This window comes from Amycolatopsis sp. NPDC047767 (genome assembly GCF_040704195.1).
Lineage (GTDB): Bacteria > Actinomycetota > Actinomycetes > Mycobacteriales > Pseudonocardiaceae > Amycolatopsis.
On record NZ_JBEYSJ010000005.1, the window covers coordinates 214,975 to 240,846 of the forward strand.

Sequence of the window (25,872 nt, forward strand, 5' to 3'; positions counted from 1 at the left end):
GAGGCATTTCCCCACTGGTGTTTCCACGACTGTGAAATGGCGGGCAATCGTGAGTGTTTCCCGGCGTACCCTGCTGACCACCGCGGCCGGTGCCGCCGTGGCGGTGACCGCGACCAGCACCGTTGCGGCGGCGGCCGAGCAAGGGGTGTCCGACATCGCGAGCCAGGAGAAGGTGTTCCGCTCAGCGGCAGACTACGCAGTGCAGAAGCTGCGCGCGGTCGCGCCGGGTGTCACCTCGTTTCCCACCGGGACCAAGTTCGAGAAATGGGCCTTTTCGCAGAATGGTGACTGGGTCGGCGGATTCTGGCCCGGCACGCTCTGGATGGCATACCTGCACACCGGTGACGAACAATTCCGCACGCTCGCACTCGCATCGGCCGACAAACTCGCGCCGCGCCAGAACGACACCAGCACGCACGACCTCGGATTCCTGTTCTACCCGTCGTGGGTCACCGCGTGGCGCATCACCGGCGACGACAAGTGGCGCGCCGGCGCGATCCAGGCGGCCTCGTCGCTGATCAAGCGCTACAACGCCAAGGGCCACTTCATCCGGGCCTGGGGTTCGCTGACCGACCCGAAGGACGCGGGCCGGATCATCATGGACACGATCATGAACCTCGACCTGCTCGACTTCGCGACCAAGCAGACCGGCGACAGCCAGTACCTCGACATCGCCATCGAGCACGCGAAGACGGCGCAGCGCGTGTTCCTGCGCCCCGACGGCTCCACGCCCCACGTGTTCGACTTCGACCCGGCCACCGGCGCCGAGATCGGCCCCAACACCGTGCAGGGCTACAGCCCGGCTTCCTGCTGGTCACGCGGGCAGTCGTGGGGCATCTACGGATTCACCACGATGTACCGTCGCACCGGAGACCGCTCGTTCCTCACCGCTGCGCGGCGGCTCGCCGACTTCGCGCTGAAGGCCCTGACCCCGGACAACGTGCCGGTCTGGGACTACACCGCGCCGCAGGCGCCGAACGACATCAAGGACGCGTCCGCCGGCGTCGTGATGGCGTGCGGCCTCATCGACCTCGCCGCGGCGGCGGGCCGGCCCGACTACCGCGCGGCCGGCCTGCGCCTGCTGGAGGCGACTTCCCGCACCTGCCTCACGACGAAGTCGACCCGCGCCGACGCCGTGGTGGCCCGCTGCACGCGCAACCGCCCGGCCGAGGACGGGATCGAGATCTCGTTGCCGTACGCGGACTACTACCTCCTCGAAGGCATCCTGCGCGTGCTGAAGCCCCGCGAACTCGACAAGGCGATCGACCTGTCCGGGCACTGAGGTCCCGAACGAGGTGCCGGCCGCCGTGTCCGCCGGCGGCCGGCACCTCGGCCCGGTTGTCGTTCAGACGGCCACGGCGGGCCGGATGTTGGCGCCCAGGTGGAAGACGTTGCCGGGGTCGTACTTCGCCTTGATCAGCGCCAGGCGGTCGTACTTTTCGGCGCCGTAGGCCGCGCGTACGCGGTTCTCGTCGTACTCCGTCATGAAGTTGACGTAGCCGCTGGCGCTCGACGCGAACGGCGTGAGTGCGGTCCAGAACTCGCGCACCCACGCGCGGTCCGCCTCGAACTCCTGCGGGTCGGCCGTGGTCGCCGCGAGGTTCACGGCGATCTTGGGCGTGCGCGTGCCGCCGAACGCCGTCGCGTCCTCGGCCACGTTGCAGAAGGCCTCGCGCAGCAGGAACATCGGCGTGATCGACAGCGGCGACGACTTGCGCGGCAGGTACTCGGCGATCACGTCGAGCACCTCGTCGCTCAGTTCGTCGACGTACAGCCCCTTCTCGTACGCCAGCATCCCGCGCGGAGCCGCGTCGTCGAGCATCTGCTGCAGCCCGACGTAGGGGATCGGTGCGACCAGCTCGAACGCGGCCGGCAGCCCGCGCCGGACCTGCGCGACCACCTCGGCGTGCTGTTCCGGCCCCTCGAACCCGGCGATGACGAGCGCGTACCCGGGCGCGAAGTGCGCTTGGGGCGGCACGAAATCGGCCGGCGGCGCGTTGAGGCCGACCAGCATGGCGCCCGTCGTCGGCGGCAGCGTCGTGAGGGTGTCGCGGATGAAGCGCAGCGCCTCGCGGCCCTGGGCGAGCGGCCAGAAGAACAGGCCCAGCTCGATGATCGGGCCGACCGGGTGCGCGCGGAACTCGAACGCCGTCACCACGCCGAAGTTGCCGGCCCCGCCGCGCAGGGCCCAGAACAGGTCGGCATTCTCGTCCGCCGACACGTGCAGCGGGGTGCCGTCGGCCGTGACGACCTCGGCCGAGATCAGGTTGTCGACGCTGAGGCCGTGGCGCGCGGTCAGCCAGCCGACGCCGCCGCCGAGCGTGAGGCCGCCGACGCCGGTGTCGCTGATCGTGCCGCCCGGCACCGCCAGCCCCTCCTGCTGGCCCGCCGCGTCGAGCTCGGCCCACGTGGTGCCACCACCGCAGCGGATGGTGGAGGAGTGCGTGTCCACGGTGATCGAGCGCAAGGCGCTCAGGTCGATCACGAGGCCGTCGTCGCACACCGAGAACCCGCCGAAGCTGTGCCCGCCGCCGCGCACGCTCACCGGCAGCCCGTGCTCGCGGGCGAACGCCAGCGCCGTCGAGACGTCCGCGGTGCCGGCCACCTGCGCGATCACGGCCGGGTGCCGGTCGATCTGGCCGTTCCAGACCTTTCGCGCCTCGTCGTAGCCGTCGTCGGCCGCGGTGAAGACGGTTCCCGCGAACCCCCGCCGCAACGGGGTCACGTCCTTCGTGTCGAGTGTGGTCATGCTGCCCCCTCAGGCTTGGCGAATTGTCCAGTATTGGTCGCCTGTCGTCGCAGCTCAAGGGCATATCGGCGCGACGGGACCGGCGGCGCCGGGTTTCACGTACGTGTCCGAGACGTACAGATCCGGGCCCACGCGGTCCCAGATCGCGCTGGTGCCGAGGGCGCCGCTCACGGACTCGCCGGTCACCGAGCACTCGATCGGCACACGCGCGTACGGCGCGGCGACGCCCTTAATCGCCGCTGACGTGCTGGGGCTTTCGCGTAGATTCAGCGGCGCGCCGGCGGTGGTGATCACGCCGGCGGGGCCGCCGGTGCCCGTCCAGAGGTAGGTCACGTCCACCCACGAGCTGCCCGTGAGCCCGAGGCCGTCCCAGAAGACGCCGTCGGCGAGATCGATGCCCGCCGGGTTTTTCACCGCGCGCCCGCGGGAGTCCTTGCCGCCGTTGAAGCCGTCCTGGAACGCGGCCTGCGCTTCGGGCGTGCCCTGCGGCAGCGTGGGGAAGGTGGCGCGCTGATCTGACGGGTTCCAGTAGTCGTCGTGGGTGTTCCAGGGGCCGACCTCCCACACCGGCGCGAACTCGCAGCGCGTGCCGTCGGTGCGGCAGACCTTCGCCGTGTACGAGCCGGTTCCCTTGGGGGACACCGATTTCGTGGACGGGAACGACACGAAGTGGTCGCTCTTGGCGATGATGTGCCCGTTGGACGTCTTGCCGCCGACGAGGCCTTCGCGCGTCGCGTAGATCCGGTAGGTGAGCGGTTCGGTGACCACCGCGGCCCGCGCGGTGCCGCCCGACGCGGTGAGCGTCACCGCGCGCACGGTCGGTCGCACGCCGTCGGCCGTGCCGGACAGCGAGATCCGGGCCTGGACCACCTGAACGGCGAACGGGAACTCCCGGCCCGCCGGGGTCCACTCCGTCCAGTCGCCGGCGGCATCGCGGCCCCGCACGTCGACCTCCACGGCGGTGCCGGCCGGGACGTCGTCCACCACCCGCGCGGTCACCCGGCCCACCGAGGACCCCAGGCGGCGCGCGGCCGTGACGAGAACGCCGGAACTCCGCGCGGTGACCGGGTTCCACGCGGACTCGGCCAGCGTCAGGAAACCCGAAACCGAGGACACGTTCACGTCGTCACCGTCCACCGTGGACAGGTCCACCCGCCACGACCCGGCCGCGGCGGCCGGTGTCACGGGAACCACCGCGAGCACCGCGGCGAAAACCACGGTCACCCGCCGAACCAGACCTCTTCGGACCATTCCCGCTCCTCCACGACAAAGGGGTCCTGCCGAGACGTCATCCTCGTCTCGGCAGGACCCCTTGCCGCGCAAGCAAGCCCGCGCGTACGGGTCAGGCGGACACGATCCGCGGCCCCTCGCCCGGAGCCGACTCCAGCCGTGTTTCCAGCGCCGACTGCTGCGGCCGCGCCGAAAGCTCCCGCCAGATCGCCAGCGCCCGCTCGGAGTACGTGCGCGAGCGTTCCGGCTGGCTGAGCGCCGAATGCAGCTCGCCGAGCAGCTGCGACACCTCGGCCTCCGACCGCCGGTCGCCGTTGCGGCGGTGCACGCTCAGCGAGTTGACCAGCAACAGCTGCGCGTGGGCGAAATCGCCGCTGTGCAGGCACAGCTCACCGAGGTTCTGGTTGGCGTAGCCCACGCAGTGGTCGTCGCCCAGATCGGTGAACACGGCGATCGCGCGCGTCACGAACTCGCGCGCGGGCCCGAGGTTGCCCTCGTGCTGGTGCAACAGCCCGAGCCGCTGCAGCGCGTGGGCCTCGCGGTGCCGGTCGCCGATCGCGGCGGCCAGCTCGAGCGCGTCGGTGAACCACCGCTTGGCCGGCGCGTAGCACCTCTGCGCCATCCACACCGCGCCCACGGCGATGCGGATCACCGCCTCGCCGTGCCGGTCGCCGGCTTCGGCGAACAGCTTCGACGCTTCGTGGCAGCGCTCCAGCGCGAGGTCGTTGTCGCCCTGGATGCGCAGGATCGTGCCGAGCCCGGCGAGCGCGATGCCGGTGCCCTGCGCGTCGCCGACGCGTTCGTACAGCTCCCGCGCCGCGTCGAACGCCACGAAGGCTTCGGCGTAGCTGTCCTGGTACAGGTGGATCTGCCCCAGGTTGCGCTGCACGATCGCCTCGCCCCGCACGGCTCCCGCGCGCCGGGCCGCCGCCAGCGCCACCTCGTGGGTGGCGTGCCAGTCGTCCTGGTGCCCGCGCAGGTCGAAGTACGGCGTGAACGCGGCCGTGAGCTGCCACGCCAGGTCGTCGAACCCGAGCTGCGCGGCCAGCGTCACCGCGGCGACGCCGGAGTGGCGCTCCGCGGCGAACCACGCGGCCGGGTCGGCCAGGAGCTCGGCCGTCCCGTCCGGCAGCTCCGGGTAGGGCACGGCGTGGTCGCGGTACTGGCCGAAGAAGTGGATCGGCATCCGCTCCGCCGCCGCGACGGCCAGCGCGAGGTAACCTTCGAGCACCCGCCGCACCGCGCGTCGCGTCTTCTCCGGCGCGTCCCGCTCGGCCAGCTCCGCCGCGTACACGCGGAGCAGGTCGTGCAGCCGGTACCGCGGCTGGCCCGTCGCGTCGGACGCGACGAGCTCCACCAGGTGGGCATCGACGAGCACGTCGAGCACGTCGTCGGCCGACGGACGGCCCAGCGCGGCCGCGACCACCCAGGCCGGGAACTGGATCGGCCCCAGCGCACCCAGCCAGCGGAACGCCGCGGCCGCCGACATCGGCAGCAGGTCGTAGCTCAGCGTCACGCTGGCGCGCACGGCGAGGTCGCCGACGCGCAGCTCGTCGAGCCGGCGCCGCTCGTCGTGCAGTCGGTCGGCGAGGATCCGCAGTGACCAGCTGGGTCGGTTGGTGAGCTTTGCCCCGGCCACGCGGATCGCGAGCGGCAGGTGCCCGCACTGGCGCAGGATCGCGGCGGCGTTGTCGGGCTCCGCCGCCACGCGCTCGGCGCCGACGATGCCCTCCAGCAGCCGCGCGGCCTCCGGTTCGGGCAGGAGGTCGACGTCGACCGGCACCGCGCCGTCGAGGTCGGGCAGCCGCACCCGGCTCGTCACGAGGACCGCGCACGCGCCCGTGCCCGGCAGCAGCGGCCGCACCTGAGCGGCGCTGCCCGCGTCGTCGAGGACCACGCACATGCGTTTGCCGGCCAGGCGCGAGCGCAGCAGCGCCGAACGTTCCGGCAGATCGCGTGGCAGGCCCGCATCGGGAATGCCGAGCGCCCGCAACAACTCCGCGAGCACACCCATCGGCGCCCGCGGCGACGACGACGTACCGGCGAGGTCCACGTGGAGCTGCCCGTCTCCGAACGCGTCGCGCACCGCGTGGGCCACCCGGACCGCGATGGCGGACTTGCCGACGCCGGGCGCGCCCGAGAGCACCACCACCGTCGGCCGGCCCGTCTCGCCGTGTTCACGCAGGCGCGTGACCAGCTGGTCGACCACGTCGTCGCGGCCCGTGAAGTCCGGCAGGTCGAGCGGGAGCTGGCAGATCGGCAGCTCCGGCTGCGTTCGCGGTCGTGGCACCGCGAGTTCGGCCGGCACCGCGGGCAGCTCGGGCACCGCGGCGGGTGGCACGAGCGTGGCCCGCAGCTCCCGCAGCCGAGGCCCGGGTTTCGTCCCGAGCTCCGCTTCCAGGGTGTGCTCGGCCAGCTCGTAGGCCTCCACCGCCTCGGCGACCCGGCCGCCGTCGCGCAGCGCGGTCACGAGCTGCTGCCACAGCTCTTCGCGCAACGGGTGTTCGGTGACGAGGCCACGGAGTTCGGCGATGGCCTCGCCGTGGCGCCCCAGCGCGAGGCGGGCCCGCAGCCGCTGTTCCTGCACGGACAGGCGCAGTTCGGCCAGCCGCGCGATGGCCGCGCCCCAGCCGTGGTCGTGCGGCAGGCCTTCGAGCACTTCGCCGCGCCAAAGGGCGTCGGCTTTGTCGAGCAACGCGAGCGCCGCTTCCGCGTCTCCGCGTTCGAACGCTTTCCGCGCTTCGGCAGCGTGGTTGGCGAACAGGACGTGATCGAGTTCTTCGTCTGCGGCCGAGAGCAGATATCCCGACGCGCGGCTGCTGATGCGGTCACCCAGCTCGGGTGCCGTTTCCGCGAGCCGCCTGCGGAGGGAGTGGACGTAGGTGCGGATGTTGGCTGCCGCGGAGCGAGGTGCGGTACCCGGCCAGAGGATTTCGACCAGCACTTCGGTGGACACCACGACATTCGGCTGCAGGGCCAGCGCGGCCAGCAGCAACCTCGGCTTCGGCCCGCCCAGTGGGACGGTCCGGCCTTCAGCAATGACCTCCAACGGTCCGAGAATTCGGAACGCCAGTGAAGTCAACAATTTACCCGCCTGAGCGGCAAGGTCCCCATGACCGGGCATGCTAGGAGCGTTCGCGCAGGTTAGCTAGATCCGTTCGGCGGCTCGCGTCCCCTAAATCGCGATTTGTACGGGTCGTGTACAACGCTTCGACACGCTATGGCCATGAAGCGTTCGAAGCTCCGGCAGTTCGCCGGATTCGGGGTTGTCCTGGCCGCGATCGGCGGGTTCGCGCTCACCGCGGCAGTGCCCGCGTCGGCCACGGTGCCGGGCAAGGTCCAGACCGCGGGCGATCCGCTCAACGTCCGCCGCGCGCCCAACGCCGCCGCCACTGCCGTGAAGACGGTGGCCAACGGCGCGACCGTCAACATCGAGTGCCAGACCACCGGAAGCTCGGTCGCCGGCCCGCTCGGCACCACCACGATCTGGGACTACGTGCCCGCGCTCGGCGGCTACGTGTCCGACGGCTACGTGCAAACCGGCTCCGACGGCCGTGTCGCACCCGACTGCGGCACCGGTACCGGCAGCGCCCAGTGCGCCGCGTCCTGCGCCGCCGAGGGCGTGTTCCGCTCGTCCGACGCGCACTTCGTCGCCTACGACACCAACGCCGACGGCAGTTCCGGCGTCGTGCAGTACTGGCTCTCCGACGGCTCGGGCCCGTACTACGTCTGGGCTTCCGGCGGCAACGGCACGTCGGTGGACAAGGCCGCGCCCGTCGCGAAGGGCAAATGGGTCTTCTACAAGGTCTGCACGGGCCACAACACCTCGCCGCCGACGTTCGCCGGCTGCAGTGCCGGCCTCACCGACTTCGCGGCCTGACCACCCCTACTCCCCGAAAGGATCCCCTGACATGGGCCAGGTGAACCGGCGCTCGGTGCTGCTGGGCGGACTCGCTGCCGTGAGCGCGGCCGCGGCGACGACCGCTCTGCCTTCGTGGGCCAACGCGCGCACCGCCGTCGCCGCCCCGGCGATCCACGACCCGTTCCAGCTCGGCATCGCCTCGGGCGACCCGTTGCCGGACAGCGTGGTGCTGTGGACGCGGCTCGCGCCCGCGCCGCTCAACGCCGACGGGTTCGGCGGCATGCCCGACGCCACGTACGCGGTGGACTGGGAAATCGCGAACGACGAGGCGTTCTCCTCGATCGTGCAAAGCGGTTCGGTGAACGCGGTGCGCGCGTCGGCGCACAGCGTGCACATCGAGCCGACGGGCCTCGAGCCGGCGCGCGAGTACTTCTACCGCTTCAAGTCCGCCGGCTACATCTCGCCGGTCGGGCGCACGCGCACCGCGCCCGCGGCCGGGGCGGCCGTGAACCAGCTGAAGTATTGCTTCACGTCGTGCCAGCACTGGGAGGAAGGCTGGTACCACTCGTACAAGGGTGTGGTGCGCGACGATCCGGACCTCGTGCTGTTCCTCGGCGACTACATCTACGAAAAGCCGTCCGGGCGCAAGAAGGCGGAGCTCAACCCGCGGCGGCTCGCGGTGCCGTCGGACACCACGACTTTGGCTCTGTACCGTGCTCGGCACGGCCAGCACAAGACCGATGTGGACCTTCAGGCCGCGCACGCACTGGCGCCGTGGCTGGTCGTGTTCGACGACCACGAGGTGATGAACAACTGGAACTCCACCACGAGCCCGGCCTCGGCAGCCCGCAAGGGTTACGGGTTCCAGGCGTTCTACGAGCACATGCCAATCCGGTCCACGGCCAAGCCCAGCGGCTCGTCGATCCAGCTGTACCGCCAGTTCCTGTGGGGCAACCTCGCGCGCTTCCACATGATGGACACGCGCCAGTTCCGCAGCGCGCAGGTCACCGGCACCGCGTGCGGCCCGTACCGCGACACCTCGCACACGATCACCGGCACGGCGCAGGAACAGTGGCTGCTCAAGGCGTTCGAGACGCACCCGGCGACGTGGGACTTCCTGGGCCAGCAGGTGTTCTTCGCCCAGCGCGACGGCGACGGCAACTCGGCGACGTGCGAGAACCCCGACTCGTGGGACGGCTATCAAGCTTCGCGCGATCGCATCACGCAAGGCTGGATCGACCGCAAGGTACCCAACCCGGTGGTGCTCACCGGCGACGTCCACCGGCACTGGGCCGCCGACCTGCGCAAGGACTACTTCGACCACAGCGATCCGATCGTCGGCTCGGAGCTGGTGACCACCTCGGTCACGTCCAACAGCGACGACGCCGCGCCGCCGTCGGCCGCGTGGCTCGCGAACAACCCGCACATCAAGTACTGCAAGGGAGAACGCGGTTACGTGCGGGTCACCGCCACGCCGGCGCAGATGCTGGCCGACTTCGTGGTGGTGTCGGACACGAGCGTGAACGACCCGGCGAAGCTGGTGATCAAGACGGACAAGAGCTTCGTGGTCGGCGCGGGCTCGAAGGGCCTGCAGGCGGTGTGAGCACCCGACGGAAGTAGGTGGTGTTTCCCGGTCCGGCGTGCTCCGCGATACCGCGATGCGGAACTTTCGAATCGGACTTTTGTTCCTTTAGGCGACATTCCACTCGGGACAGTGCGGACGAACCGGACTTCTTCCTTGTACACCAAGGAAGATCGAGTGCGACTTCGAGATAACGGTTCCGCACCGGCGGGCCGGACGCTTCCCCGGCGGCCGGTGCGGACCTAGTCTCGGGCCGGACGCTTGCGGCCTGGGCGCCGCGATTCACGAGGGAGTTGCCTGTGCGAAGAAGTCTCACCGTGTTCCTTTCGCTGGCGATGGCGGGTGGCCTCGCGGCCGCCACGCCGGGGCTGGCGTCTGCGGCATCGGCCCCGGGCCGGGCCGACATCCCCGCGTCGCACCCGCTCTGGGCGAACCCCGGGGCCAAGGTCGCGAACACCGCACCGGCGTCCAAGCTGGACTTCCGCGTGTACCTGAACCTGCGTGACGAGGCCGGTGCCGAAGCCGTGGCGGCGGGCGTGTCCGACCCGCACTCCAAGAGCTACCGGCAGTACCTGTCGTCGCAGCAGGTGCGCGACCGCTTCACCGCTTCGGACCAGACGGTGTCCGCGGTGAAGACCTGGCTGTCCGGTGCCGGGTTCCAGATCGGCGACGTGCCGTCGAACCGCGCCTACGTGGAGGCTGTCGGTACGGCGGACCAGGTGCAGAAGGCGTTCGACGTCACGCTCGGCAAGTACGCCGTGAAGGGCCAGACGCTGCGGGCGGCGGACAAGAACCTGTCCGTGCCGGCTTCGCTTGCTTCGTCCGTGCTGGGTGTCGTCGGCGTCGACCAGGCGACGAGCCTGCTGAAGCCGGACCACACCTCGGGTGCCGACACCGCTTCCGCCAAGTCCTCCGGGCCGGCCACCGCGCCTCCCGGCGCCGGGTTCCGCAACTCGGGCCCGTGCAGCGACTACTACGGCCAGAAGATCGACACGGTCGACCCGGCGTACAACGGCGAGCAGCTGCCGTACGCGCCGTGTGGCTACAAGCCGGCGCAGCTGCGTTCGGCGTACGGCCTCGACCAGGCCGCCAAGGTGGGGGCCGACGGCCGCGGCACCACGATCGCGATCGTGGACGCCTTCGCGTCGCCGACCATCTACGCCGACGCGTCCGAGTATGCGAAGCGCAACGACCCGGCGCACCCGCTGACGAAGGCCCAGTTCAGCCAGCACGTCTTCCCGGTCAACCCGGCCGACGAGGGCCCGGACCAGTGCGACGCCTCGGGCTGGTACGGCGAGGAGACGCTCGACGTCGAAGCCGCCCACGGCCTCGCGCCGGGTGCGAACATCCTCTACGTCGGTGGGTCCGACTGTGAGGACCTCTCGCTCGACACCGCGCTGAACTACGTGATCGCCGGACACAAGGCCGACATCGTGTCGAACTCCTACGGCGACACCGGCGAGGACCTGCCGGCGGACGAGATCAAGGCGTTCAACCAGATCGCCGTGCAGGCCGCGCTCGAGGGCATCGGCGTGTACTTCTCCTCCGGCGACAACGGTGACGAGGTCGCGCGCCTCGGCACGCCTTCGCCCGACTTCGCGGCTTCGTCGCCGTGGGTCACCGCCGTCGGCGGCACCTCGCTGGCGGTCGACAAGTCCGGCAAGCGGACCTTCGAGACCGGCTGGGAAACCGGCAAGTCCACGCTCACCGCGGGCGCCTACACCCCGGCGTTCCCGGGCGCCTTCAACGGCGGCGCGGGCGGCGGCACCAGCCGCGTCTTCGCGCAGCCGGCGTACCAGAAGGGCATCGTGCCGGACGCGCTGTCCACGAAGAACCAGAAGGGCAAGGCCAAGGGCCGCGTCGTCCCGGACATCTCCGCGGTGGCCGACCCCAACACCGGCATGCTCGTGGGCCAGACCCAGACCTTCCCTGACGGCGTGTACTACGACCAGTACCGCATCGGCGGAACCAGCCTGGCGTCCCCGGTCTTCGCGGGCGTGATGGCCGTGGCCGACAGCCTGGACCACTTCCACCACGGCTTCATCAACCCGGCGCTCTACCAGCTCACGTCGCGCACCGGTGCGATCTACGACGTGAAGCACGTGGACGGCGCCGTGGAACGCGTGGACTTCGCCAACAGCGTCGACGCGTCGGACGGCCTGCTCACCTCCGCCCGCACGTTCGACTACCCCAACCTCAGGATCCACACCACCAAGGGCTACGACGACGTCACGGGCCTCGGCTCGCCGAACGGCTTGGCCTTCTTGTTGCTCGTGTGATCCGCCACTGAGGGTCGATGCAGGCCCCTGCTTTGCCGCGATGGTTGCGGCAGGGTGGGGGCCTGCTTCGGGTCAGGGGTGGCCTCAGGCGCTCGACCCGGCCCCCGCCGGGGTGTGCCGCATCTTCCGCACCGCCGGCGACAACAACGGCACCACCGCCGCCACCGCCAGCACCACCCCGCCGGCCGTCGCCACCGGCCCGGTGCCGAACGACGAAGCCAACGGACCCGCCGACAGCTGCCCGATCGGGATCCCCACATAGGACCCGAAGTCGTCGTACGCGGCCATCCGCGACAGCAGATGTTCGGGGACGTTCTCCTGCACCGTCGTGTCCCAGGCGACGTTCGCGACCCCGCTGCCAAGGCCCGCGACCAAAGCCGCCGCGGCCAGCGCCACGAACCCCGGCGATGTCCCCAGCACGATCAACGGCGTGGCCGCCAACGCCGCACACACCTGCCCCAACGTCAGCAGCCGGCGCGCCGCCACGCGGTACATCACCACGCCCGTGATCAGCACGCCCGCGGCCCGCACGCTCAGCACCACACCCCACGACACCTCACCGATGGTGGCGCGCGCGATGGTCGGCCCGAGGACCTGCCAGACGCCCGTCTGCGCGATGTTGACGACCGTGAACGCCGCCACGATCTGCCACAGCCACGTGATCCGCCGGAACGCCTGCCAGCCCTCGCGGATGCCGTGGAGGATCGCTGCCCGCGACGAGCCGGCAACGGGCGGCAGACGCAGGAAGCTGAACGCCAGCCCGGCCACCACGAACGACACCCCGTCCGCCGCGATGGCCCACCCGCCGCCGACGGTGGCCACCAGGATCCCGGCGACCGACGGCCCCGCCACCTTCGAGAGGTTGCGCGCCGACGACAACAGCGAGTTCGCCTGACGCAACAACCCCCGCTCGACCAGCTGCGGCACGATCCCGCGCAACGCCGGCGTCGTGAACGCCGTGAGCACCCCGTTGGCGAACTCCGTGCAGACCAGGAACGGCAGCGAGTAGTTCCCCGTCAGCAGCACCCCTGCCGCCACCAGCTGGGTCGCGCCGCTGCCCAGGTTGGCGAGGCGCAGCACCAGATCCCGCGGGAACCGGTCGGCCACCGACCCGCCGACCAGCAGCAACGTGAGCATCGGCACCATGTTGGCCGCCAGCACGATACCCAGGTCACCCGACTCCGGGCTCGCGTCGAGCACCGCGAACGCGAGCGCCACCGGCGTCATCGCACTGCCCACCAACGACACCGACCGCGCCCCGAAGAACACGGCAAACCGCCGCGACGCCAGAACCCCCATTTCGATCATCGTGCCAGCGGAGTGCGGCAGCGCATAACCGATAAAGCGGTTTCAGCGACCACCCGAGGGCGACCGCGCCGACTACCTACGGCGCGGACGGCTTCTACGCGAGGCTCGACTCCGCGGGAAACCTCCGCTGGGTGGTGGCGTCGGTGCGGTCGAACCCGTTCGAGCGGATCGCGGTTTCCGGAACGGCGGTCGTGGTAACCAGCAACCTGGGAAACTCGGTCTCTTCCGATCTCCTCGACCCGAACTTCTCCCGGCCGGGGAGACGTTCGTCGCGGAAGCTTCCCCCCGGCCCGGGCGCGGGGAATCATGAGCCCGGCAAAACGGGAGAAGGGCCAGTACATGAGCGGGATCGACGCGGAGGTCTTCGGGGGACGCATGCCGTCCGGTGCGGGGGACTTCGCCATCGAGACGCACGGCATCACGCCCGTGCCCGAGGCGAACCGGTTCGGCCGGCCGTGGCGGCTCGCGAGTGTGTGGTTCGCGCCCAACCTGACCATGACCGCCGTCTTCACGGGCACGCTCGGGTCGACGATGGGGCTGGGCTTCACGACCGGGTTCATCGTCGCGCTCGTCGGCACGGTCCTGGGCTCGCTGCCGCCCGCCTACCTGTCCACGTGGGGCCCGAAGACCGGCACGGGCCAGCTACCGCTCGCGCGGCTGCCGTTCGGCAAGACCGTGGTGCTGCCCGGGCTGGTGCAGTGGCTCGGCAGCATCGCCTGGGACGCGCTGGTCGGGCTGTTCGGCGGCGAAGCGCTGGCGGAGCTCACCGGCTTGCCGTTCTGGCTCGCCGTGGTCGTGGTCCTGGCGCTCCAATGTCTGCTCGGCGTGTTCGGTTACGCCGTGATCCACCGGGTGCAGGCCGTGATGAGCGCGGTGCTCGTGGTCGCGTTCGTGGCGCTCGCGGTCAAGGTCGTGCTCGACCACCCGATCACCTTCACCGACTCGGCGACCGGCGGCGACTACGCCGGCGCCGTCGTGCTGTTCTCCACGATCACGCTCAGCCTCGCCATCTCGTGGGCGCCCTACGCCGCCGACTTCAGCCGCTACCTGCCCGCCGACACGAAGCCGGCGGGGGTCTTCTGGTTCACGCTGCTCGGGCTCGTCGCGTCGTACGCGCTGGGCGAGGGCATCGGCCTCGCGCTCGGCTCGGCGCTGGGCGACCAGACCGCCGCCGGCGTCTCGCAGCTGGTCGGTGGCGGCGTGGTCGGCGGGCTGGCGCTGCTGGTGATCGCGCTGGCCGCCGTGTCGTCCAACGCCATGAACGACTACAGCGGCTCGCTCGCCCTCCAGACCGTGGGCGTGCGCCTGCGCCGGCCCGTGTCCGCGGTCGTGGTGACCGTGCTGGCGTTCGCGCTCATCCTCTGGATGCACAGCGGCGACCTGTCGGCGAAGTTCGAGAACGTGCTGCTGTTCGTGAGCTACTGGATCCCGCCGTTCCTGGGCGTCGTAGTGCCCGACTGGCTGCGCCGAACGAAAGGCCGGCAGATCGACATCCTTGCCGAGCTGCGCAAACCCACCCGGTCCTGGGCCGCACTCGTCGCGTTCCTGATCGGGTTCGCCGCGGCGGTGCCGTTCATGAACACCACCGTCTACACCGGACCGGTCGCCGCCGCGCTGCACGGTGCGGACCTGGCGTACTACGCGGGGTTCGTCGTTTCGCTGGTGGCGTACTTGCTCCTGCGCGGCGGGAAGAAGGTTGACCTCCAGTAAGGTAGAGGTCGCACGCTGGTTGGTACCTACTCCAGGAGGAACCATGCCAGTCGCCGTCATCACCGGCGCGTCAGCCGGTCTGGGGCGGGCCCTCGCCGGGGCCCTCGTCCGTCGCGAGTGGACAGTGCTGGGCACCGCGCGGGGTGAAGAAGCGTTGCGCGCCACGGCCGACGAGCTCGGCTTCACGGCCGTGCCCGGCGACGTCACGGACCCCGCGCACCGCGCCGCCCTGGCCGAGGCCGCCGGGCCGCGGCTCGACCTGCTCGTGAACAATGCCAGCAGCCTCGGCGTCAGCCCGCTGCCGCCGCTGGCCGACTACCCGCTCGAAGCCCTGGAATCCGTCTACCGCACCAACGTTTTCGCGCCCCTGGCCCTCATCCGGACGTTGCTGCCCGCGCTGAACGCCGCGAACGGCGTCGTCGTGGACATCAGCTCCGACGCCGCCGTCGAACCCTACGAGGGCTGGGGTGCCTACGGCTCCGCCAAAGCCGCGCTCGACCACGCCACCGCCGTCCTCGGCGTCGAGAACCCGGAGCTCGCCGTCTACGCCGTCGACCCCGGTGACCTGCGCACGGCCATGCACCAGCTCGCCTTCCCCGGTGAGGACATCTCCGACCGGCCGCTGCCCGAGACGGCCGTGCCCGCGTTCCTTCGGCTGCTCGACGAACGCCCGCCCAGCGGCCGCTACCGCGCCGCCGACTTCGCCCCGGCGGTGCACCGGTGACCACACGGTTCTCCCTGCCGGACGGCTCGCTCGCCACCGCACCACCCGAAGCGCGAGGCCTGGCCCGCGACGAGGTCCGCCTGCTCACGGCAGGTCCGGACGGCGTCGAGCATGCCACCTTCCGCGAGATCGGCGACCACCTGCGGCCCGGTGACCTGCTCGTCGTCAACACCTCGGCCACACTCCCCGCGGCCGTCGACGCCGTGCGCGGCGACCACGTCGTCGGCGTCCACTTCTCCACCGAACTCGACGACGGCACCTGGGTCGTCGAGCTCCGCGCCCCCGGCGGTCCGTTGCTCGACGGCCACGAAGGCGAGCACCTCGCCCTGCCCGCAGGGGCCGGCCTCACCCTGCTCGCCCCGCACGTCGCCGGACAGCGACGGCTGTGGCGGGCTCGCGTCGACGTCGAAGGCGGCGTCGGGAAGTACCTGGCGCTCGTCGGCCGCCCCATCCGCTACGGCTACGTCCCGCGCACCTGGCCGCTCACCGACTACCAGACCGTGTTCGCCCTCGACCCCGGCTCGGCGGAAATGCCCAGCGCCGCCCGTCCGTTCACCGCGGAACTGGTGACTCGGCTCGTCTCCCGCGGCGTGCTCTTCGCGCCGATCCTCCTGCACACCGGCGTCTCGTCGCCCGAAGCGGGCGAGCCGCCCTACGCCGAGCGGTTCCGCGTGCCCGCCACCACGGCCGCGCTGGTCAACTGGGTGCGCACGCAGGGTGGGCGGGTCGTCGCCGTGGGGACCACCGCGGTCCGCGCGCTGGAGTCGGCCGTCACCGACGGTGCTGTCACCGCCGCGTCGGGCTGGACGTCGCTGGTGCTGGGCCCGGAGCACCCGGCGCAGGTCGTCGACGGGCTCGTCACCGGCCTGCACACGCCCGAGGCTTCGCACCTGCTGCTGCTCGAGGCTGTCGTCGGCCCCGACCTGGTGCAACGCGCCTACGACGCGGCCGTCGAACGGAGGTACCTCTGGCACGAGTTCGGCGACGTGTCGCTGCTGCTGAGCAAGTAACGGCAGACCTGTCAAGGGGATCTCAGCAGAATTCCCGCCATGCGGATGTCGATGCGCCCGGGTGAGTGACCGTGCGAACCTCGCCGGGACCCGTCGCCGCTGGAAGGGCCCACCCGTGCGCAAGCTCCCGAGAACCCGTCTGCTCGCCTCCGCGCTCGTCGCGCTGACCGCGGTGGGTGCACTCGCGGGCTGTTCGCGCGCGGATCGTCCCCAGACGGCGGCCGCGAACGAAGGCGCCGCGACCGAGGTCCGCCTCGGCTACTTCCCGAACGTCACCCACGCGCCGGCGCTGATCGGCGTCGACAAGGGCTTCTTCACCCAGCAGCTGGGCAAGACGAAGCTCACCACGCAGACGTTCAACGCCGGCCCCGACGAGGTCAACGCGCTGCTCGGCAACTCGCTCGACATGGCGTTCATCGGGTCGGGCCCGGCCATCACGGCGTTCAGCAAGTCCGAAGGCGCGATCCAGCTGGTCTCCGGCGCGGTCTCGGGCGGCGCGCAGCTCGTGGTCAAGCCGGATATCACCAGCGTCGAGGGGCTCAAGGGCAAGACGATCACCACGCCGCAGCTGGGCAACACCCAGGACGTCGCGCTCAAGAAGTTCCTGGCCGGGAAGAAGCTCACCGGCGAGGTCACCGTGACCACGATGGACAACCCGAAGACGCTCGACGCCTTCCGCAAGGGCGACGTCGACGGCGGCTGGCTGCCCGAGCCGTGGTCCTCGCGGCTCGTGCTCGACGCCGGCGCGAAGGTGCTCGTCGACGAGAAGTCGCTGTGGCCCGACGGCCGGTTCCCGACCACCGTCGTGATCGTGCGCAGCGAGTTCCTGCAGCAGCACCCCGACACCGTGCGCGCGGTGCTGAAGGGCGAGCTGGCCGCCATCGACTGGGCCAAGGCCAACCCCGCCGACGCCAAGACCGTCGTCAACGGGGCGCTCAAGAAGCTCGCCGGCAGCTCGCTGAGCCCGGCCGTGCTGGACCGCGCGTTCTCCGGCATCGAGCTGACCACGGACCCGATCCCCGAGCAGTTCCCGCAGCTGGCGCAGGACTCCGTCACCGCGGGTGTCGCGAAGTCCGCCGTGGCGCTGAAGGGGTTCGCCGACTTCGGCCCGCTCAACGAAGTTCTGCAGGAAGCCAAGCAGCCCGCCGTCGAAGCTCCCGCCCTGGCCAAGTGATTCCGGCTCGGCAACTCAGGCGGTAATTCAGGAAAGAGGCAGCGCGCGATGACGATCACCCTCCCCAGTGGACGGACCGAGTTCACCGGCACGGCCGCCGTGCGCCTGTCCGGCGTCGGCAAGGCGTTCGGCCCGGCCGGACGTGCCGTGGTGGCGCTCGACGGCGTGGACCTGACGGTGGCGCCGGGCGAGTTCGTGTGCCTGCTCGGGGCTTCGGGCTGCGGCAAGAGCACGCTGCTGAACCTCGTGGCCGGCCTCGACGCGCCGTCGGCGGGGGAGATCACGCTCAACACCTCGCGCCCGGCGGTCATGTTCCAGGAAGCCGCGCTGATGCCGTGGCTCACGGCCGCGCGCAACGTCGAGCTGCCGCTGCGCCTGGCCGGCTTCGGCCGCGCCGAGCGCCGTCGCAAGGCCGCCGAGCTGCTGGATCTGGTGCGCCTGAACGGCGTGGGCGGGAAGCGGCCGCACGAGCTGTCCGGTGGCATGCGCCAGCGGGTCGCGCTGGCCCGCGCGCTCGCCGCCACCCACCGCGTCGGCGGCGATCCTGAGCAGGCGCTACTGCTGATGGACGAGCCGTTCGCCGCGCTCGACGCCATCACCCGCGACGTGCTGCAGGGCGAGCTGCTGCGGGTGTGGGGGAGCACGGGCACGTCGGTGCTGTTCGTGACCCACGACGTGCGCGAGGCCGTGCGGCTGGGCCAGCGCGTGGTGCTGCTGTCGTCGCGGCCCGGCCGCGTGGTGCGCGAGTGGACCGACGTGCCGCTGGCCGACACCGAGGAGCTGACCGAGGAAATCACCGGCCACCTGCGAAAGGTGATCAGCACCCATGCCGCAGCCTGACGGACCCGTCGACGAGCTGGATGCCGTCGGTTCCGGCCTCGACGCGCTCGACGCCCCGGTGGGCGAGCGCCGCCCGTCGTTCTGGCGGCGGTTCGCGTGGGGTTTCCTGCCGCCGGTGGTCGCGCTCGTGCTGCTCGTGGTGGTGTGGCAGGTCCTGTGGGCCGCCGCGTTCTGGCCGGAGGCGCAGCTGCCCGCGCCGCTGGCCGTGTGGAACGAGTTCTGGGACCGCCTCACCGACGGCGAGGTGTTCGGCTTCATCTGGACGTCGCTGCACCGCGCCGCGCTCGGCTTCGCCGCCGGTGTGGTGATCGGGACGCCGCTGGGTCTGCTCGTCGCCAAGGTCCGCGTGGTGCGTGCCGCGATCGGACCGCTGCTCACGGGGCTGCAGAGCCTGCCGTCGGTGGCCTGGGTGCCGGCCGCGATCCTGTGGTTCGGCATCAACGACGCGGCGATCTACTTCGTCGTGTTGCTCGGTTCGGTGCCGTCGATCGCCAACGGCCTCGTGTCCGGTATCGACCAGATCCCGCCGATCCTGCCGCGCGTGGGCCAGGTCATGGGCGCGCGCCGCCTGGCCGCGGCCCGGCACATCCTGCTGCCCGCCGCGTTGCCCGGCTTCCTCGCCGGGCTGAAGCAGGGCTGGGCGTTCTCGTGGCGCTCGCTGATGGCGGCCGAGCTGATCGCGCTGTCGCCGCAGCTGGGCGTCGGCCTGGGCGCGTACCTGAACCAGGGTTCGTCGCTCAACGCGATCGAGAAGGTGATCGCGGCGATCTTCCTGATCCTGCTCGTCGGGATCGGCATCGAGCTGCTGGTGTTCCGGCCGCTGGAGCGCGCCGTGCTGCGGGCGCGGGGGCTCACGTCCTCGCTCTGACGGGGCTGATCCGACGCGTCCTCGCGGCACCCACCACAATGTCCGATCATGGCCCCCGCGATCTTGGCGCTGCTCGCCGATCTGATCTTCGTCGTGCGGTTCCTGCGCGAGCCTCGGCGGCTCGGCAACGCCGTGTGGTTCGCGATCGCTCTGGTGTTGACGGGGTTGTGGCTCTTCAGCCTCACGGCCGGGCTGGTGTGGCTGCAGACCGTGGTGCTGATCGTCGTCGCGGTGGTGGCGGTGGTGGCCGCGCTGGTGCTGCCGTGGGCCTTGATCGCCAACGGCGCCGTGATGTGGCGCCGCGAGGGACACCGGCCGGCGAACATGCTGTCGCTGCTCGCGGGCCTGGCGATCCTGGCGGTGTACGTCTTCACGGTCGCCGCGGTGGCGTTCACCCGCACGGCGCCGTGGCTGATCGTGGTCGCGTTGTCGGCGGTGCTGTTCTCGGCGTACCTGGCGTTCGTGTTCACGGCGCTGCTCATGTACTCCGTGCTCTACAGCCGGCTGAACCGCCGCGCCCACGCCGCCGCGATCATCGTGCTGGGGTCCGGCTTGCTGGGCGACCGCGTGCCGCCGCTGCTGGCCAGCCGGCTCGACCGCGGGGTCCAGTGCTACCAGCGCTCGCCCGAGGCCGTCGTGGTCGTGTCCGGCGGCCAGGGGGCCGACGAGCTCACCTCGGAAGCCGCAGCCATGGCGGCGTACCTGGAGAAGGCCGGGGTGCCTCGCTCCTCGGTGGTGCTCGAAGACAAGGCCACCACGACCGACGAGAACCTCCGCTTCAGCGTTGAACTGCTCCGCGCGCGGGGGATCTCCGGCCGGATCCTCGCGGTGACGAACAACTACCACGTCTTCCGCACGGCCATTCTGGCTCGCCGCCTCCGGCTGCGCCTGGACGTGATCGGGGCGCGGACCGCTTCGTACTTCGTGCCGAGTGCTTTTCTGCGCGAGTTCGTGGCTTTGCTGCTGCAGTACAAGAAGACGAACGTCGCCGCGTTCGTGGTGCTCGTCGGGTTCCCCCCGGCGTTCGCCCTGCTCAGCCAACTCTGACGGCTGCCTCCGGCGTGCTCCGCTCGGCCCTCGAAACGCCCCAATGTGGCGTTCGATGCGCTGGGTGCACCGAACGCCACATTGGGTGCGCTGGGTGCACCGAACGCCGCGTTGGGTGCGCTGGGGACGTACCGAATGCCGCATTGGGGTGCATTGGACGCACCGAACGCCGCATTGGGGCGCATTGAACGCACCGAACGCCGCATCGGGTGCGGTGGGGACGCACCCAACGCCGCATTGGGGTGGGGCGAGCGGGGGCGGGTGGTGCGGAAACGAAGACCGGCCCGCGGGCGGGGAGCCTGCGGGCCGGTCTGAAGTGGACGGTCAGCGCCCGGTGCGGCGAGAGCCCGCGCGGGTGCCGGCCGAGAACGACGCGGCGCCGCGGCTGGAGCCGGAGGCCGAGCCGGCGCGGCTGGGCTGCTGGGAGCGGGCGCCCGGCTGGCCGGAGCCGCCGCGGCGCGGTTCGCCCTGGGTGCGGGCGGTGGCTGCACCCCGACCGCCGCCGGTGCGGCCCGCTGCGGAGCCACCGCGGCCGGCGCCGCTGCGGGACCCGGCGGAACGACCGGCGTCACCGCGCCCGCGCCCGGCACCCTCGGCAACCGTTTCGCGGCCGCCGCGACCACGGCCGCCGCCCTCGCCGAACGATTCGCGAGCAGCCGCACCGCGGCCATGACCTTCGCCGAATGATTCGCGAGCGGCAGCGCCACCGCGGCCACGACCTTCGCCGAACGGTTCGCGAGCGCCGGCGCCACCACGGCCGCGGCCCTCACCGAACGAGTCCCGGCCGGCGCCACCGCGGCTGCCGCGGCTCGAACCGCCGCGGCCGGCCGACTCGCCCCGGCGCGAGGCGGCAGCGCGAGCGCCCTGCCCGCCACGGTTCTCCGGGGCCGGTCCACCGCGACGGCCGTTGCGGACGGAGGCGTCGCCGCCGGAGGCGGTGACCTTCTTGGGGCGGTTGTCGACGATGGGGCGGCGCGGCGAGGCGTCGAAGGTGCGCTCGCCGGGGGCGAGCTCGGCCAGCAGCGGGTGGCCGGGGCCGATCTGCGTGGTCGTGGGCTTGATGCCGGCCTTGCGGGTGAGGTCGCGGACGTCGGCGATCTGGTCGTCGGTCATCAGCGTGACCACGGTGCCCGACGCGCCGGCGCGGGCGGTGCGGCCGGAGCGGTGCAGGTAGGCCTTGTGCTCGACCGGCGGGTCGGCGTGGATGACGAGGGTGACGTCGTCCACGTGGATGCCGCGGGCGGCGATGTCGGTGGCGACCAGGGTGCGTGCGGCGCCGGTCGAGAAGGCCTCGAGGTTGCGCGTGCGGGCGTTCTGGCCGAGGTTGCCGTGCAGCTCGACGGCGGGCACGCCGCTGGCCACCAGCTTGCGCGTCAACGACTTCGCACGGTGCTTGGTCCGCGTGAACACCAGCGTGCGGCCGGGGGCGGCCGTGAGGTCGACGAGCACCGGCAGGCGGTGGGTCTCCTCGAGGTGCAGCACGTGGTGCGTCATGGTCGACACCGGCGACTGGGCCGAGTCGACACTGTGCGTGACCGGGTCGTGCATGAAGCGCTTGACCAGCACGTCGACGCCGCCGTCGAGGGTCGCGGAGAACAGCAGCCGCTGGCCGCGCTCGGGCGTCTGGTCCATGATGCGCCGCACCTCGGGCAGGAAGCCCAGGTCGGCCATGTGGTCGGCCTCGTCGAGCACGGTGATCTCGATCTGGTCGAGCTTCACCTCGCCGGAGCGCATGTGGTCGGCCAGGCGGCCGGGGCAGGCGACGACGATGTCCACACCGTCGCGCAGGCGCGTGATCTGCGGAGACGCGCTCACGCCGCCGAAGATCGTGGTCGTCTTCAGGCCCAGCACCTTGCCCAGCGGCGCGATGGTGGCCTCGATCTGGGTGGCGAGCTCACGCGTCGGCGCGAGGATCAGCGCGCGCGGGCGGCCGGGGCGCCGGCGCGTGGGGCCGGCGGCGAGGCGGGCCAGCACGGGCAGCGCGAAGCCGTAGGTCTTGCCGGAGCCCGTGCGGCCGCGGCCGAGCACGTCGCGGCCCGCGAGCGTGTGCGGCAGCGTGGCTTCCTGGATCGGGAACGGCGCGGTGACGCCCTGGGCCGCCAGCGCGTCCACCAGGGACTTGGGCAGGCCGAGTTCAGTGAATGTGGTCATAAGTGCGTACGGGCGCTCGAAACGCCCCGGTTCTCCATACGTGAGAAGGGTTGTCCTGCCCGGCGCAGACCTCGGGGGGCCGCGGCGCTGTGTCTTAGACAAACGGGTAGTCGACAACACGATCCGAGGCAGAACTGAGCGGACCGCAAGATCAGTATAGCTCAACGTGCACAAAGGGCCGAGTGAGTTTGCCCGCACCCCGGCCCCTTGCTAAGTTACCCGTCGGTAATCACGGAGGAGAGCCATGCCGCTGCTCAACCCGCGGGCCTACGACCCGCAGTCGTTCGACCCGGAGACCCGGCGCCTGCTGCTGGCCACGATCGAGTGGTTCGAGTCACGCGGCAAGCGCAAGCTCACCGAGGACTACCACAACCGCACCTTCTACGCGGACTTCCTCGAGTTCGCCGGCAAGGAAGGCCTCTTCGCCACCTTCCTCACCCCAGCCGCGGCCGCCGACGGCGCGCCGGACAAGCGCTGGGACACCAGCCGCGTGGCCGCGCTGTCGGAAATCCTCGGCTTCTACGGCCTCAACTACTGGTACCCGTGGCAGGTCACCATCCTCGGGCTCGGCCCGGTGTGGCAGAGCGGCAACGAGGTCGCGCGCAAGCGGGCGGCCGACGCGCTGGACGCGGGCGGCGTCGGCGCGTTCGGACTGTCCGAAAAGGACCACGGCGCCGACATCTACTCCTCCGACCTCGTGCTCACGCCCGACGGCGAGGGCGGCTACCGCGCCAACGGCTCGAAGTACTACATCGGCAACGGCAACGTCGCCCGCACGGTGTCGGTCTTCGGCCGCATCGACGGCGTCGAGAGCCCGGACCAGTACGTGTTCTTCTACGCCGACTCGACGCACCCGAACTACCACGTGGTGAAGAACATCGTGCCCTCGCAGATGTTCGTCGCGGAGTTCCGGCTCGAGGACTACCCGGTCCACGCCGAGGACCTCCTCCACGTCGGCGCGGAGGCCTTCAGCGCCGCGCTCAACACCGTGAACATCGGCAAGTTCAACCTGTGCTTCGGCGGCATCGGCATGGCCACGCACTCGCTGTACGAGGCCATCACCCACGTCCACAACCGCGTCCTCTACGGCAAGCCCGTCACCGACTTCCCGCACGTGCGGCGCGAGTTCGTGGAGGCCTACGCGCGGCTGGTGGGCATGAAGCTGTTCTCCGACCGCGCTGTCGACTACTTCCGCTCCGCCGGCCCGGACGACCGCCGCTACCTGCTGTTCAACCCCATCACCAAGATGAAGGTGACCACGCAGGCGCAGAAGGTGATCGGCCTGGTCGCCGACGTCGTGGCGGCCAAGGGCTTCGAAGCCGACACCTACCTCGCCATGGCCAAGAACGACATCGACGGCCTGCCCAAGCTGGAGGGCACGGTGGCGGTGAACCTCGCGCTGATCGCGAAGTTCATGCCCGCGTACCTCTTCGCGCCCCAGGACTACGCCCCGGTGCCGACCCGCGACGACGCCGCGGACGACGAGTTCCTCTTCCGCCAGGGCCCGGCGCGCGGCCTGTCGAAGGTGCGCTTCCACGACTGGAAAACGGCCTACGCCAAGGCGTCGCACCTCCCGAACGTCGCGCTGTTCCGCGAGCAGGCCGAGCACCTCGTGCGCCTGCTCACCGAAGCCGCGCCGGACGAGGCGCAGCAGGCCGACCTGGACTTCGGGCTGGCGCTGACGGAGCTGTTCACCCTCGTCGTCTACGGCCAGCTGATCCTGGAGCAGGCCGAGCTCACGGGCGAGCCCGACGACGTCGTGGACCAGCTCTTCGCCGTGCTGGTGCAGGACTTCAGCGCGGCCGCCGTGGACCTCAACGGCAAGGCGAGCTCCACGGACAAGCAGCAGGAGCTGGCGCTGGCGGCCCTGCGCAAGCCCGTCGTGGACGCCGACCGCTTCGCTCGCGTGTGGACAGTGGTGCGCGACCTCTCCGGGACGTACGAGATGAACGCCTAGGGACCCGTTGTCCGCACGGACAACAAAAAGCCTCGTTCCGGTTGGCCGGGAACATCGCCTCCGCGCCGGCCCTGCTGCACGGTGAGCAGGCAACCCCTTTCACTCGACCACAGGAACGAGGCTCCTCATGAGCGCTCCCGCACTACCCACCGTCGTCCTGGTCCACGGCGCCTTCGCGGACGCGTCAGGCTGGCAGGCCGTGGCCGCCGGCCTGCGCGAACGCGGGTATCCGGTCTTCGCGCCGGCCAACCCCCTGCGCGGAGTCGCCGCCGACGCCGACTACCTCCGGGACTTCGTGTCGACGATCGGCGGCGACGTCGTGCTGGTCGGCCACTCTTACGGCGGCTGCGTGATCACCAACGCGAGCACGGGCAACCCGAACGTGCGGGCGCTGGTCTACATCGCCGCGTTCGCGCCGGACGAGGGGGAGACGTTGCTCGACTCCTTCGCGCTCGGCGGCGGGACGTCCGAGCTCGGGGAACGCCTGGTCCGGCGCCCGTACCCGGGCGCGCCCGAGGGCGACGCCGACGGGTACATCGACCTGGAGTCCTTCCACCGGCTGTTCTGCGCCGACGTGGACGCCGATCTTGCCGCGTTCATGGCGGTCGCTCAGCGCGGGTTCGCGCTGTCCTGCCTGTCCACCCCGTCCGGCGTGCCCGGCTGGCGGACCATCCCGAGCTGGTACCTCGTGGCCGCCGACGACGCCACGATCCCGCCGGAGGCCGAGCGGGTCATGGCGAAGCGCGCCGGAGCGCAGACGGTGGAGGTCGCCAGTTCGCACGTCGCGATGATCAGCAAACCGGCCGAGACGATCGACTTGATCGTCGCCGCTGCCGGGGCCTGAAGCAGAGCTGGTGCCTCACCTGATCAACGGTGCTCGACGAGGCACTAGGTCGGGGTGACGACCACCAGCAGCTTCAACGGCCCCTTGGTGTCCACGGCGCAGTCCACCGCGCGCGGCGGGCACGGGTAACCGTGCGCGGCGATCACCAAGCCCACTTTGCCCGGCGCGACCGCCTGGTAGATCGAGGTCTTGCCGTACACCTGGGCCAGCCGGAGCACCGACCAGATCCGAGCGTCCAGGGCGCGCTGGGCAGTGTCGTCGTCCAGCTTGACCAACCCGCCCACGGGCAGCTCGACCGTGAGGTCCGGATCCATCCCCGGACTGACCACGTGTTCGGCCCCCTTGGGCAGCGAGTACCCGGCCGGGGCCACCGTCGGTCCCTGGTCGGGCACCACTGACCGGGAGCACGCCGCCGACAGCAGCCCGAGCAACACCACCGCGACGATCAGCCTGCGCACCCGCCCGAATCTAGCGCCCCATGGCGCAACGCGGGCGGCGTTCGCGTCCGAACCTGCCACCGAGTAATCAACGTTTCCC

Annotated in this window: 19 protein-coding genes; 13 read left to right on the forward strand and 6 right to left on the reverse strand. The window is 71.1% G+C overall.

Annotation, left to right across the window (positions count from 1 at the left end; all coding sequences use genetic code 11):
* Window positions 1-49 precede the first annotated feature (49 nt).
* Entirely contained in the window at window positions 50-1,282 is a 1,233-nt protein-coding gene (locus AB0878_RS12060) for a glycoside hydrolase family 88 protein (protein WP_366579085.1), read from the forward strand.
* Between the two features lie 63 nt (window positions 1,283-1,345).
* Here AB0878_RS12060 and AB0878_RS12065 read toward each other — a convergent pair whose 3' ends face one another.
* The 3 genes from AB0878_RS12065 to AB0878_RS12075 form a co-directional block, all read right to left on the reverse strand.
* The gene (locus tag AB0878_RS12065) at window positions 1,346-2,749 is read right to left on the reverse strand and encodes an FAD-binding oxidoreductase (RefSeq protein ID WP_366579087.1); all 1,404 of its coding nucleotides are present in this window, start codon (window positions 2,747-2,749) and stop codon (window positions 1,346-1,348) included.
* 54 nt (window positions 2,750-2,803) lie between these two features.
* Window positions 2,804-3,973 carry a hypothetical protein gene (locus AB0878_RS12070; RefSeq protein WP_366579089.1) on the reverse strand — a complete coding sequence of 390 codons (1,170 nt, stop codon included), beginning with the start codon at window positions 3,971-3,973 and terminating at the stop codon, window positions 2,804-2,806.
* Between the two features lie 118 nt (window positions 3,974-4,091).
* A complete protein-coding gene (locus tag AB0878_RS12075) occupies window positions 4,092-7,103 on the reverse strand; it encodes a BTAD domain-containing putative transcriptional regulator (protein WP_366579090.1) in 3,012 nt (1,003 codons plus the stop codon).
* A 102-nt stretch (window positions 7,104-7,205) separates the two neighbouring features.
* Here AB0878_RS12075 and AB0878_RS12080 point away from each other — a divergent pair, with 102 nt between their 5' ends.
* The 3 genes from AB0878_RS12080 to AB0878_RS12090 all read left to right on the forward strand — a co-directional run bounded on the left by AB0878_RS12080 (window position 7,206) and on the right by AB0878_RS12090 (window position 11,702).
* On the forward strand, window positions 7,206-7,859 hold the full coding sequence (locus tag AB0878_RS12080; protein ID WP_366579091.1) for a hypothetical protein: 654 nt from the start codon (window positions 7,206-7,208) through the stop codon (window positions 7,857-7,859).
* Window positions 7,860-7,890: 31 nt separating this feature from the next.
* Complete coding sequence (locus tag AB0878_RS12085; RefSeq protein ID WP_366579092.1) at window positions 7,891-9,444, forward strand: alkaline phosphatase D family protein; 1,554 nt, start codon at window positions 7,891-7,893, stop codon at window positions 9,442-9,444.
* A gap of 278 nt (window positions 9,445-9,722) precedes the next feature.
* Entirely contained in the window at window positions 9,723-11,702 is a 1,980-nt protein-coding gene (locus AB0878_RS12090; RefSeq protein ID WP_366579094.1) for a S53 family peptidase, read from the forward strand.
* Between the two features lie 84 nt (window positions 11,703-11,786).
* Here the strand turns inward: AB0878_RS12090 and AB0878_RS12095 are convergent, their stop codons facing one another.
* A complete protein-coding gene (locus AB0878_RS12095) occupies window positions 11,787-13,001 on the reverse strand; it encodes an MFS transporter (protein ID WP_366579096.1) in 1,215 nt (404 codons plus the stop codon).
* Window positions 13,002-13,316: 315 nt separating this feature from the next.
* Between AB0878_RS12095 and AB0878_RS12100 the strand changes: the two genes are divergently transcribed.
* From AB0878_RS12100 to AB0878_RS12130, 7 genes are all read left to right on the forward strand, one after another.
* Window positions 13,317-14,720 carry a cytosine permease gene (locus tag AB0878_RS12100; protein ID WP_366579098.1) on the forward strand — a complete coding sequence of 468 codons (1,404 nt, stop codon included), beginning with the start codon at window positions 13,317-13,319 and terminating at the stop codon, window positions 14,718-14,720.
* Window positions 14,721-14,763: 43 nt separating this feature from the next.
* On the forward strand, window positions 14,764-15,444 hold the full coding sequence (locus AB0878_RS12105; RefSeq protein WP_366579099.1) for an SDR family NAD(P)-dependent oxidoreductase: 681 nt from the start codon (window positions 14,764-14,766) through the stop codon (window positions 15,442-15,444).
* The gene (locus AB0878_RS12110; protein WP_366579101.1) at window positions 15,441-16,454 is read left to right on the forward strand and encodes an S-adenosylmethionine:tRNA ribosyltransferase-isomerase; all 1,014 of its coding nucleotides are present in this window, start codon (window positions 15,441-15,443) and stop codon (window positions 16,452-16,454) included. Before AB0878_RS12105 ends, AB0878_RS12110 begins: the two co-directional genes overlap by 4 nt.
* A gap of 115 nt (window positions 16,455-16,569) precedes the next feature.
* On the forward strand, window positions 16,570-17,628 hold the full coding sequence (locus AB0878_RS12115; protein ID WP_366579357.1) for an ABC transporter substrate-binding protein: 1,059 nt from the start codon (window positions 16,570-16,572) through the stop codon (window positions 17,626-17,628).
* 48 nt (window positions 17,629-17,676) lie between these two features.
* Window positions 17,677-18,468, forward strand: a complete 792-nt coding sequence (locus tag AB0878_RS12120) for an ABC transporter ATP-binding protein (protein ID WP_366579103.1) — start codon at window positions 17,677-17,679, stop codon at window positions 18,466-18,468.
* Entirely contained in the window at window positions 18,455-19,336 is an 882-nt protein-coding gene (locus tag AB0878_RS12125; RefSeq protein ID WP_366579105.1) for an ABC transporter permease, read from the forward strand. The genes AB0878_RS12120 and AB0878_RS12125 overlap by 14 nt, the downstream gene beginning before the upstream one ends.
* A gap of 48 nt (window positions 19,337-19,384) precedes the next feature.
* Complete coding sequence (locus tag AB0878_RS12130) at window positions 19,385-20,383, forward strand: YdcF family protein (RefSeq protein WP_366579107.1); 999 nt, start codon at window positions 19,385-19,387, stop codon at window positions 20,381-20,383.
* Window positions 20,384-20,707: 324 nt separating this feature from the next.
* Here AB0878_RS12130 and AB0878_RS12135 read toward each other — a convergent pair whose 3' ends face one another.
* On the reverse strand, window positions 20,708-22,534 hold the full coding sequence (locus AB0878_RS12135) for a DEAD/DEAH box helicase (RefSeq protein WP_366579108.1): 1,827 nt from the start codon (window positions 22,532-22,534) through the stop codon (window positions 20,708-20,710).
* Between the two features lie 244 nt (window positions 22,535-22,778).
* Between AB0878_RS12135 and AB0878_RS12140 the strand changes: the two genes are divergently transcribed.
* Together AB0878_RS12140 and AB0878_RS12145 are read left to right on the forward strand one after the other, a co-directional pair.
* Window positions 22,779-24,491 (forward strand): acyl-CoA dehydrogenase, encoded by a 1,713-nt coding sequence (locus AB0878_RS12140; RefSeq protein ID WP_366579110.1) that lies wholly within the window; start codon window positions 22,779-22,781, stop codon window positions 24,489-24,491.
* 127 nt (window positions 24,492-24,618) lie between these two features.
* Complete coding sequence (locus AB0878_RS12145; RefSeq protein ID WP_366579111.1) at window positions 24,619-25,335, forward strand: alpha/beta hydrolase; 717 nt, start codon at window positions 24,619-24,621, stop codon at window positions 25,333-25,335.
* Between the two features lie 44 nt (window positions 25,336-25,379).
* On the opposite strand, the gene AB0878_RS12150 is transcribed toward AB0878_RS12145, so the two are convergent.
* Entirely contained in the window at window positions 25,380-25,793 is a 414-nt protein-coding gene (locus AB0878_RS12150) for a hypothetical protein (RefSeq protein WP_366579113.1), read from the reverse strand.
* Between the last annotated feature and the right edge of the window lie 79 nt (window positions 25,794-25,872).

Coding starts and splice junctions, on each gene's coding strand:
- AB0878_RS12065 (WP_366579087.1), bottom strand. CDS start 2,749: ATGACCACACTCGACACGAAGGACGTGACCCCGTTGCGGCGGGGGTTC.
- AB0878_RS12075 (WP_366579090.1), bottom strand. CDS start 7,103: ATGCCCGGTCATGGGGACCTTGCCGCTCAGGCGGGTAAATTGTTGACT.
- AB0878_RS12080 (WP_366579091.1), top strand. CDS start 7,206: ATGAAGCGTTCGAAGCTCCGGCAGTTCGCCGGATTCGGGGTTGTCCTG.
- AB0878_RS12085 (WP_366579092.1), top strand. CDS start 7,891: ATGGGCCAGGTGAACCGGCGCTCGGTGCTGCTGGGCGGACTCGCTGCC.
- AB0878_RS12095 (WP_366579096.1), bottom strand. CDS start 13,001: ATGGGGGTTCTGGCGTCGCGGCGGTTTGCCGTGTTCTTCGGGGCGCGG.
- AB0878_RS12100 (WP_366579098.1), top strand. CDS start 13,317: ATGAGCCCGGCAAAACGGGAGAAGGGCCAGTACATGAGCGGGATCGAC.
- AB0878_RS12105 (WP_366579099.1), top strand. CDS start 14,764: ATGCCAGTCGCCGTCATCACCGGCGCGTCAGCCGGTCTGGGGCGGGCC.
- AB0878_RS12120 (WP_366579103.1), top strand. CDS start 17,677: ATGACGATCACCCTCCCCAGTGGACGGACCGAGTTCACCGGCACGGCC.
- AB0878_RS12125 (WP_366579105.1), top strand. CDS start 18,455: ATGCCGCAGCCTGACGGACCCGTCGACGAGCTGGATGCCGTCGGTTCC.
- AB0878_RS12130 (WP_366579107.1), top strand. CDS start 19,385: ATGGCCCCCGCGATCTTGGCGCTGCTCGCCGATCTGATCTTCGTCGTG.
- AB0878_RS12135 (WP_366579108.1), bottom strand. CDS start 22,534: ATGACCACATTCACTGAACTCGGCCTGCCCAAGTCCCTGGTGGACGCG.
- AB0878_RS12140 (WP_366579110.1), top strand. CDS start 22,779: ATGCCGCTGCTCAACCCGCGGGCCTACGACCCGCAGTCGTTCGACCCG.
- AB0878_RS12145 (WP_366579111.1), top strand. CDS start 24,619: ATGAGCGCTCCCGCACTACCCACCGTCGTCCTGGTCCACGGCGCCTTC.